We start from the raw sequence: 9,251 nt of genomic DNA, 5'->3' as shown, positions 1-9,251 counted from the left end.
CGGTACAGGGCTTTTGAGCTGGTTGGCCCGACGAATGGGCTGGATACGATATAAACCGTTGCCATGGCCCAGTAGGGCCGTGGCAATTGCATGAGCAGGGCGATATACAGTGCGATCATCGAGGCGGCGAAGGTTCGTACCCCGTAGAACCAGTCGCGCGCAGGCGGCATTGAGTTGAAAAAAGTACTCATGTGGTTTGCCCCGAGGCGCGCTGTGCCGCCTCTTCAAAGGCCCTTAATACCCGCAGAGTCGCTTCAAGATCCGCTGCCGGAAGATCCGCCAGTACCTCCCGGCGCAAGCGAACCAGTTCTCCCTCGATGGCTTCGGCCAAGGCTCGGCCACTGGTGGTCAGGCTCAAGGCTTTGGCGCGGCGGTCGAGGGGATCTTCGCTACGGCAGACGAAGCCCGCGCTGCACAGTTGGTCGAGCAGCCTCACCAGGGAGGGGCTTTCCAGTCCGGCCGCCTGGGCGACCTTGACCTGATGAACGCCGTCGCCCAGGCGCACGATCAATAGCAGCGGCACCGCGCAGGCTTCGGAGATACCGTAACCAGCCAGAGTGGCCTGGCAGATCCGTCGCCAGTGCCGGCCGGCTGCCACCATACCGCTGCTGATGTTGAGTTGCAGTGCGTCGAGATTCATTGGAGGGCGGTCACGCGGATATTCATAGTTTGCTAACTATCAATATACTTCGACCACCACCCCCGACGTCAAGAGGCGCTTGCTCAATGGTTTCAGGAGCGCACCTGGTCCTCCAGCTTCATGCTCAACGCCAAGGGGCTGCCCAGGCCAATGGCCTGATCGCGCCAGAACAGGTAGCGCAAGGTGTCGTTCGACAGGCTGAAATGGACGGCCAGTTCCTCCGCAGCCTGTACCACCTTGGCGACTGCGGCGAGTTCCAGCCAGTACAAGGCAGCCTTGGTGTCAGTCTCGACCTGTTGGCCATGCAGCAACCGATAACCGATTTCAAAACGGCAGCGTGCATCGCCGCGTTCGGCTCCGCGCATGAACCACTTGTAGGCGCGCTGCAGGTCGACTTGCCACTCCTGCACATGGGTATCGCAGACCTCTTCCTCGTAAAGGTCGCCGAGTGCCGCTGCAGCATGGTCCAAACCACGCTCGAAGGCATGCTGGTAGTACTCGGCTGCACAGGCGTAGCTCACCATCACGCCTTTGCCGAAGTAATGTTGCTGGGCCAGGTTGAACCATGCTGTCGCATTGCCCTGCAAAGCGGCCATGCGCAACAGGTGGCCGGCCAGTGTCGGATCCGCTCGCCAGTACTTGCCATTGAGCCAGATCCAGCCGAGGTCATTGAGTGCCGAGATGCTGCCCTCCAGCGCCTGGTTGCGCAGGTCGGTATACACCGCCTGCAGGTCGGCGGCCTCATCAAGGCTGTTTATCAGGCTGAAACTGTCACCCAGCGCGGCACGTTGGCTGGGCATGCCAACCCCGGCATAGAGGCGCGACAAGTGGCCGGTACGTCCGGGGGCTGGCGTGATGCGCGTGGGCAACAGGCGCTCTAGCAAGGGATAGATATTGCTGACAGCAGACATGTTCATCCTCATTGAACCACCCGCAGTACCGAGAGCGGGGGTGATGGGATGTGATTCTGCGCAAGGCAACGACAAAACCTGTCGCGAACAATCATCGTGAAGCGATTCAACAGCTCTTCCTTGATCTGGTTGAATAAATGGCCATTTGCCATATCCGTTGGCGGGCGCCATGCTAGTGCGCAAGTCTAGACAAGGACGCACCCTTTTGCCCTCTGCTACCACCCGCGCCACACTCAGCCGCCAATGGGAACTTTTGCGCCAGCTACCCAGCCGTTCCCCCGGCATCACTAGCGCAGAGTTGGTCGCCCGATTGCAGGACGCAGGCTTCACCATCAGCAAGCGCAGTATCGAGCGAGACCTCAACGAACTGTCGTTGATCTTTCCACTGGAGCGCAACGACAAGAGTATTCCCTATGGGTGGCATTGGGCGGCAAACGCCTGTGTCGAACTGCGCGGCTTGAGCATCAGCGAAGCCTTGAGCCTGGCGTTGGTCGAGGAAGCGGTACGGCCACTGCTACCGGGGAGCATGCTCAAGGTGCTTGATGCGCGCTTCAGTCATGCTCGGCAAAAACTTGAGCACTTGTCCGGTGCGAACAAGGCTGCGCGCTGGCTGGACAAAGTCGCCAGCGTTCGCCCCGACATGAACATGCAAGCGCCCGAGGTGCCCGACAGCATTCTGGAAACGGTGCAGAAGGCATTGCTGGAGGAGTATCAGTTGAAGTGCCAGTACTATTCGGCACATAACGACAAACTCAGCGAGATGACTCTCAACCCGTTGGCGTTGATTCAGCGCGGTCAGGTCAGCTACCTGATTGCCCGAGCGGATCCCTATAGTGATATTCGCCAGTTTGCGGTTCATCGCTTTCGCAAGGTCAGTATTCTCAGCAGTGCCACCGAAGGCCTCGAGGATTTCGACCTGCAGGTTTACCTGCGCAGCGATGCCCTGCAATTCGGGCAGACCGATAAAATCGAGCTGCAAGCCTGGGTGAGCGACAGTTTGGCGCGCTTGGTGCGTGAAACGCCGCTGTCGGCGGACATGAGCCTGGCCCCGTTGGCACATGGGCATCTTCTGAGGGCGACGGTCAGCAATAGCTGGCAGTTGCGCTGGTGGTTGTTGAGCCAGGGCGATGGCTTGATCGTCGAGCAGCCGATCGGCCTGCGCCAGCAGATTGCTGAAACCCTGAGCAAGGCCGCCGCCCAATATCACACGGTGTGAATCAGCGCTGGTGCCCTTGCCCTTGATGGTGATCCGTTCCAGGCTCTCCAGCAGTATGAGCCCTTCGGTGCTGGCAACGCTATTGAGGTCGCTGACCTGATGCACGCTCATGCAGTAATTGCTCAGGGACAGCGCAGCCCAATCAACGCTCGCGCAAGGCCTCGGCCCGTGCCCGGATGATCGGCTTGAGCAGGTAGCTCAACACGCTTTTCTTGCCGGTAATGATGTCCACTGATGCGACCATGCCGGGGATAATCAGCAGCGGTTTTTCGTCAGTGCCCAAGTGGCTGCGATCAGTACGCAGTTTGATCACATAGAACGTGTTGCCGTCTTCGTCGGTGATAGTGTCGGCGCCGATCTGCTCCAGCCGGGCTTTCAGCCCGCCATAGATGGTGAAGTCATAGGCGGTGAACTTCACCATGGCGTCCTGGCCAGGGTGGAGGAAGGCGATGTCCTGTGGACGGATCCGCGCCTCCACCAGCAGTGTGTCATCCAGCGGCACGATCTCGACAAGATCACTACCGGGTTGAATGACGCCACCAATCGTGTTGACCAGCAGTTGTTTGACGATACCGCGCACCGGCGAAGTAACCAGCGTACGGCTGACCCGATCCTCCAGCGCCTTGCCAGTTGCCTGGGCCTTGCTCAGGTCCGTGCGGGCTTCGTTCAGTTGGGTCAGGGCCTCGCTGCGGAACTTGCCACGGGTTTCGTCGATCTTGCGTTCGACTTCCTTGATGGCGGACTCGGCGCGTGGGATGGCCAGAGAGGTTGCATCCAGTTGGCCTCGGTTTTCCACTTCGGCCCGCTTGAGGCGTAGCACCTCAACCGGAGAAATCGCGCCCTGGGATACCAATGGCTCGGACATGTTGATTTCCTGACGCAGCAGCTGAAGGCTGTTGCGGTACTGCGCCTGCTTGGAGCTGAATTCGCGCAGTTCCTGCTGGCGCTGTACCAGTTGCTCCTGCAAACCGCCGATCTCGTTCTGCAACTGCTGGCGCCGACTCTGGTACAACGATTCCTCGTTGTTGGCCTGATTGGGCGCGGCTTTGCGGATTTCATCGGCGATATGCAATGGGCGATCCTCGACCTCGGCGCTCAAGCGTTCGACGCGCAGGGCCATGGCCAAACGGTCGGCTTCTGTCTCGCCAACGTTGGACACGAACCGAGTATCGTCCAGGCGCAGCAGTGGCGCGCCAGCTTCGACAATCTCGCCTTCGTGGGCATAGATCTCGGCAACGATACCGCCTTCCAGGTTCTGGATTTTCTGCAGTTTTGAGGACGGAATGGCCTTGCCATCGCCGCGTGTCACTTCATCAATGATCGCGAAGTTGGCCCAGAGCCCCATGAACAGGAAAAAACCGATTACGCCCCAGATGGTCAGCCGCACAATGCGCGGTGCATCCTCGATCAGGGCTTTGTTGACCTCAGGCAAGGGTTGCCCATGGAGCGACTCCGAGCCTTTGAAGTAGTTACTCAGTACGTCCTTGATGCGACCTGCTCCAGACTTAAGCAACACTGATCTGCCCCTTTTTCAGCGCATCCATTACGGCGGCTTTCGGGCCATCCGCGACAATCTGCCCGCGATCAATCACGATCAGCCGGTCGACCAGCGACAACAGCGAAGCACGGTGCGTGACCAGTACGACGGTCTTGTTCTCGATAACCGCTTGCAGGCGCTGCTTGAGGCGCTCTTCACCGGTGTTGTCCATGGCGCTGGTCGGCTCGTCCAGCAACAGGATCTGTGGGTTCAGCAGCAAGGCCCGGCCCAATGCAACGTTCTGTCGTTGGCCGCCGGAGAGGTTCTGGCCGCGCTCGCCGACCTGCAGCTCGTAGCCCTGCGGGTGCAGCCTGGCAAACTCATGCACGCCAGAGAGCTCGGCCGCTTGCAGGACCATTTCGTCCTCGATATAGCGGGCACCGCTGACCAGGTTGTCGCGTAATGTGCCGGACAACAACTGGATGTCCTGAGGGACATAGCCGATATTGTGGCGCAGCTCGCTCACATCGATCTGACGGATGTCCACGCCATCGACCAGCAACGAGCCGGCGTCTGCTTCGTAGAGGCCGACAATCAACTTGGCCAGCGAGCTCTTGCCTGAGCCGCTACGGCCGATGATGCCGATCTTCTCGCCTGGCCGGATCACCAGGTTGATGCCCTTGAGCGCAACGTTCTGCTGGTTCGGGTAGGTGAAATCAACCCCGCGGAACTCAATGGCACCTTGCAGTACCTGGCGGCTCAGTGGGCGCTCTTCGAAGTTGCGCTCTTGCGGCAGCTCCATCATCTGGTCAACCGAGACCATGGTGACCTTGGCCTGCTGGTAACGGGTCAGCAACCCGGCCAGTTGGCTCAGGGGGGCCATGGCGCGTCCATTGAGCATGTAGCAGGCGATCAGGCCGCCCATGCTGAGGTGGCCGTCCATGATCTGGTAGACGCCGAAGCAGATCAGCGCCACGCCGGCCAACTGCTGGATCAGCAGGGTGATGTTCATGGCCAGGCCCGACAGCACCTTGACGCGCAGCTCCAGGCGGCTAAGCGTACCGATGGTCTGCTCCCACATGTACTGGCGTTCGCTTTCGGCGTTGTTGACCTTGACTGCATCCAGCCCTGCGAGGGTTTCGATCAGGCTCGACTGGCGCTCGGAACCCAGTGCCATGGTGCGCTCCAGCGTTGCGACCAGTGGTTTTTGCAAGGCATGGCCGATGCCCAGAGCCAGCGGGAAGGCAACGATGGGAATCCAGACCAGATGGCCGCCGATGATGGCGATCACCAAGAGGATCAGCAGGGTGAATGGCAGGTCAATCAGGCTGGTCAGTGTCAGTGACGCAAGGAAGTCGCGCAGGCCCTGAAATTCATGGATGTTCTGGGCGAAGCTACCGACCCGGGCCGGGCGGTACTTCATTGCCATGCCGACAATACGCTCGAACAGCGTGGCGGAGATGATCAGGTCGGTTTTCTTCCCGGCCAGGTCCAGGCAAAGGCTGCGCAGGCCCTTGAGGATCAGGTCGAAGAGGTAGGCCCCGGTAATACCGATGGCCAGCACCCAGAGGGTCGAGGTGGCCTGGTTGGGAACTACGCGGTCGTAGACGTTCATCACAAACAGCGGTGCGGCCATGGCGATCAGGTTGATGACCAGGCTGGCGGCGATGGCGTCGGCGTAAAGCCAGCGCGAGCGCTTGAGGGTGTCACGGAACCATGAGCGCGCCCTGGGGATCAGGTTGCCATGGTTGACGTCGAACTTATGCTGCGGCTGGGCAAAGAAAACCCGGCCACTGTAATCGGCCAGCAGCGCTTCGCGGCTGACATGTACCTCACCGCCGTCGCTCTCGCTGAGCAATAGACGTGCAGTACCTTCGTTTTCCCAGCCGAGCAGGATCGTGCTGCGGCCATCCTTGAGCAGCAACATCGCCGGCATGGCGATGTTGGGTATCTGCTCCAGCTTGCGTTGCAGCAAGCGACCTTGCAAGCCTGCCCGGGCAGCGGCGCGAGGCAGTAGCTCCGGGCTCAACCGCTGCGAGGGCAGCGGTAAACCGGTGGTGAGCATCGCCCGGCTGGCAGGTTTCTGGTGCAACACACAGAGCGACAGCAGGCTGTCCAGCAACGGGTCGTCGTGCTGGCTGCGTGGATCATGGGTGAGCTGGACTCGACTGACTTCTGATTCCACGCGGCAATCTCTTAGCAAATACGGTTGGACATGAGGGCTGGCCTCAGTTCATGCCGGGCAGGTTTACCTGAGGCTTCATGTCGTTCTGCACGACAGTTGCCATTGGCGCCACAACGCCCTGGCTCTTGAGGAGCTGGCCAATGGTCGCCTTGATTCGATACTGAGTAAACAGCTGACTGTTCTTCACCTCTGCCAGGCGGCGCTGGGCGGTGAACAACTCGTTCTCGCTATCGAGCAGGTCAAGCAATGTACGCTCGCCCAAGCTGAACTGTTTCTGGTAAGCGGTGCGAACACTGCTGCTGTAATCAACGTACTTCTGCGCAATCGGCACTTGGGCATTGGCGTTGTTCATAGCATTCCATGCCAGGCCCAATTCTTCATTGAGCTGGCGCAAGGCATTGTTACGAATATCCAGCGCTTGGTTTGCCTGATAGGACTTGGACTCCAGGTCCGCTTTGTTGCTGCCACCGGCATACAGGTTGAAACTCATGCGCAGCATGGCCTGCCAGTCATTGTTATGACCGCTGACACCATCGATGTTGTTGTCGGCACTGCGCCCCAGTTCAGCATCGAAACGCGGGTAGAACGACGATTTTGCAGCATCGTACTGCTTCTCTGCAGCGGCGATATCGGACTCCGCCGAGCGCAGGATCGGGCTGCCTTCCAGCATTTGCTGGCGTGCTTCATCCAGGCTGGCTGGCAGCATGTCGATGAAGGCCGGCGGCGTGCTGATTTCGTCTGGCATTTGACCAACTACGCTCAGGTAGTTGGTTTGTGCGTCAGCCAGGTTGGTTTGTTCAGTGATCAGGTTGTTGCGGGCCTGCGCCAGGCGCGCTTCGGCCTGATCCATATCTGCCAGGCGACCAACACCCCGTGCGGTCCGCAGCTTGATTTGATCGAAGATGCGTTCATGGCTGCGCAGGTTGTCTTCGGCCAGACGCACCATGTCGCGACGGGTCAGCACGTCCAGATACACCTGGGCAACGTTGAGCGCCGTGCGCTCGGACGTGCCCATCAGGGCATAGGCGCGTGAGTTGACGGTGGCTTGTTGACGACCGACTTCACTGGATGTGGCGAAGCCGTCGAAGACCATTTGTCGAAGACGCACACTGGCTTCGCCACGGTTGAGTGTTTCCCAATCGTTGCTACGGTTACCGATGCGAGTGCTCGGGCTGTCGGTGCCTTCGCGGCCGTAACCTGCCAATACATCAACCCGCGGCAAATAGCCGCCCTGGGCTGCGCGCAATTGATAGTCGGCGGCGGTTCTGCTGTTAACCCCAGCTTGAACTTCCGGGTGGACTTCGATAGCGCGCTGCATAGCTTCCGGCAGGCTTTGCGCTTGAACAAAACTGGCGGCAAGGGTGAAAGGAAGAGCAGTCAGAAGGAGCGATCGCATTTACTTTTTCCCGGGGACATCTTGTCCCAAATCACAGCAAGTGGCCTTGCCGCATTTAATAATGGCAACCGTGCGGACCTTACGTCGGAAATTTCCGAGATGCTACTAGGATCGTACGAAGGAAGACTGGTGACCGTTCAAATATCAATGTGACATTACGTATCCGATTGTTTAGGATGGCGATCAGAAGGTCAATAGTTTGGCATGAAGTTAATTGCTAAACCTTTTAGTCATTATTTTGACAGTTGCAGTGTCAAAAACGCCTCACAGAACATTCCATCTGATTGCGGCAAGTCAGCGTCGCTCGGGCATGGAAGCCAATTTGAACGGTTAGTCCGGAGAGTCTTATGAGCAGTGTTGTTGCCGTTGTCAAAAGCATTGTTGGTCAAGTAATCGCGGTTTCCCCAGAGGGGATTCAACGTGTACTCATCGAAGGCGACCGTTTGTTCGTCGGCGAGCAGGTACTGACCGGTCTGGCCGGTGCCGTAACCCTGGAACTGGCTGATGGCCGCACGCTCGATCTCGGGCGCGACATGCAGTGGAGTGCCGATGCTCCAGACAGCACCACCGATCTGGCTGAGGCTACGGCGCAACAAGCTCCGTCGGTTGACGAGTTGCAACAAGCGATCGCGGCCGGTGCTGACCCGACCACTGAGCTGGAAGCCACGGCGGCAGGTCCAACTGCAGCTGGCGGTGGTGGCGGTGCAGTCGGTGGTGGCCACAGCTTCGTTATGCTCGATGAGACCGCTGCTTCAGTCGACCCGACCATTGGCTTCCCTACCGAAGGCTTGGCCTTCCAGACGGCCGCTGTCCAGCAAGAGCAAGGCCCGCTGGTTCTGAATACGGCTGCTGATGCCACCACGCCGTTGCGTGCCGCCGACCTGACCCTTACCGCTACCCCGAGCATCACTGAAGCGGGTGGTGTGTTGACCTACACGGCGACCCTGACTCAAGCGCCACTGACCGACCTGACTATTACCTTGTCCAACGGCCAGGTGATTGTTATCAGCGCCGGCCAGCTGACCGGCAGCGTCAACGTAGAAATTCCGCCGAATGACACGGTGTACATCGACGCGAGTGAAATTTCTGCCACCATCACCGGCACCAGTGGTGGCGGTGGCCTAGTGGTTACCCCGAGCACAGCACCTGCAGTCACCCAGATCACCGACACCATCGACACCACCACCGTGGCGGTGACCGCTGATGCTGCGAAGGAAGGCGACGCCAACGTCACTTTCAACTTCCAGCTGAGCAACCCGCCGCAGGGCACCACTACCCTGACCGTCAACGTCGGCGGTACCGAGTACACCGTGAACGTGGATGCCAGCGGTAAAGGCACCTTGTCTGTTCCGAACACCAACGTTGACGACGTCTACAACGCCAGTGATCTGACCGCGACCGTCACCGCAGTGAACGGCGGCAACTA

Annotated in this window: 8 protein-coding genes; 2 read left to right on the top strand and 6 right to left on the bottom strand. The window is 59.3% G+C overall.

All coding sequences use genetic code 11. The features are described 5' to 3' along the window. The 3 genes from EKA13_RS24430 to EKA13_RS24420 all read right to left on the bottom strand — a co-directional run. Positions 1-191, bottom strand: a 191-nt coding sequence (locus tag EKA13_RS24430; RefSeq protein ID WP_141685677.1) for an FUSC family protein, incomplete at its 3' end; no start/stop codon positions are given. Next, entirely contained in the window at positions 188-640 is a 453-nt protein-coding gene (locus EKA13_RS24425; protein ID WP_065761712.1) for a MarR family winged helix-turn-helix transcriptional regulator, read from the bottom strand. The genes EKA13_RS24430 and EKA13_RS24425, both read right to left, overlap by 4 nt. Positions 641-732: 92 nt before the next feature. Further along, positions 733-1,551, bottom strand: coding sequence for a tetratricopeptide repeat protein (locus EKA13_RS24420; protein WP_065761711.1), 819 nt, complete (start codon positions 1,549-1,551; stop codon positions 733-735). Between the two features lie 205 nt (positions 1,552-1,756). Here EKA13_RS24420 and EKA13_RS24415 point away from each other — a divergent pair, with 205 nt between their 5' ends. Next, a complete protein-coding gene (locus EKA13_RS24415) occupies positions 1,757-2,767 on the top strand; it encodes a helix-turn-helix transcriptional regulator (RefSeq protein ID WP_065761710.1) in 1,011 nt (336 codons plus the stop codon). Between the two features lie 142 nt (positions 2,768-2,909). Here EKA13_RS24415 and EKA13_RS24410 read toward each other — a convergent pair whose 3' ends face one another. Genes EKA13_RS24410 through EKA13_RS24400 form a run of 3 tightly spaced genes read right to left on the bottom strand, consistent with a single transcriptional unit; the run spans position 2,910 to position 7,825 of the window. Beyond that, entirely contained in the window at positions 2,910-4,283 is a 1,374-nt protein-coding gene (locus tag EKA13_RS24410; RefSeq protein ID WP_065761709.1) for an HlyD family type I secretion periplasmic adaptor subunit, read from the bottom strand. Continuing rightward, on the bottom strand, positions 4,273-6,429 hold the full coding sequence (locus EKA13_RS24405) for a type I secretion system permease/ATPase (RefSeq protein WP_065761708.1): 2,157 nt from the start codon (positions 6,427-6,429) through the stop codon (positions 4,273-4,275). Before EKA13_RS24405 ends, EKA13_RS24410 begins: the two co-directional genes overlap by 11 nt. Before the next feature lie 43 nt (positions 6,430-6,472). Beyond that, positions 6,473-7,825, bottom strand: a complete 1,353-nt coding sequence (locus EKA13_RS24400) for a TolC family outer membrane protein (protein ID WP_065761707.1) — start codon at positions 7,823-7,825, stop codon at positions 6,473-6,475. A gap of 347 nt (positions 7,826-8,172) precedes the next feature. On the opposite strand from EKA13_RS24400, the gene EKA13_RS24395 reads away from it, so the two are divergent. Beyond that, a partial coding sequence (locus tag EKA13_RS24395; protein WP_125862961.1) for a retention module-containing protein occupies positions 8,173-9,251 on the top strand: 1,079 nt, incomplete at its 3' end.

Source organism: Pseudomonas defluvii, assembly GCF_001695625.1.
GTDB lineage: Bacteria > Pseudomonadota > Gammaproteobacteria > Pseudomonadales > Pseudomonadaceae > Aquipseudomonas > Aquipseudomonas defluvii.
The sequence above is the reverse complement of the archived record's forward strand: the minus strand, read 5'-3'. Positions and strand labels throughout refer to the sequence as shown.